The organism is Flavobacterium supellecticarium (assembly GCF_004801375.1).
GTDB lineage: Bacteria > Bacteroidota > Bacteroidia > Flavobacteriales > Flavobacteriaceae > Flavobacterium > Flavobacterium supellecticarium.
In genome coordinates, this window is record NZ_SSNZ01000023.1 from 1 (window position 1) to 610 (window position 610).

At 41.5% G+C, this 610-nt stretch carries 1 protein-coding gene; it reads left to right on the top strand.

What is annotated here, in order from left to right; translation table 11 throughout:
* The coding region (locus E6C50_RS17825; protein WP_168732858.1) for a hypothetical protein at positions 1-610 on the top strand (610 nt) is incomplete at both ends.

Genomic DNA, 610 nt, shown 5'->3' on the forward strand with positions numbered 1-610 from the left:
ACCTTTCGGTATGGCTATCGTCTGGGCTATCGCTACCAGATATCCGACGATAGTAACGGTCAGGTTTTATGGACCGAACATACTCTAAACTCCAGGGATCAACTTACAAGGGGAACCTTTGGAAATGAATTACATTTAGAACAATATTATGATGAACATGGGTATATCCGCCAAGCCGACACTTACAATCCTGACAAACAAACACCTATTTCAAGGCCTGATTTTACATTGACGTATCAGTTTGATTCCCAAACCGGAAACCTTGATGCACGGCAAAATTATGCATACAATCATTTTGAAAACTTTCAGTACGATGCACTCGACCGACTCGTACAATGGGGCGATGAAACACAACAGTATGACAACCGTGGGCGGATCACCCAAAACAAACTCGGGTATTATAATTATGATGATAACAAAATCTATCAAAATACCTCAACCGATCTTTTTCCCGAAGCACAATCCTATTACCAAAACCGGGAAGGGATTTTTAATGATGGCATGGAAGAACAAAAGGGATGGTCGGATTTGGGACTCGGATGGGACATTTTCGGCAAACCGACTTACGACGATTCCAAAGTCAAATCCGGAAAATATTCGCTAAAAATTC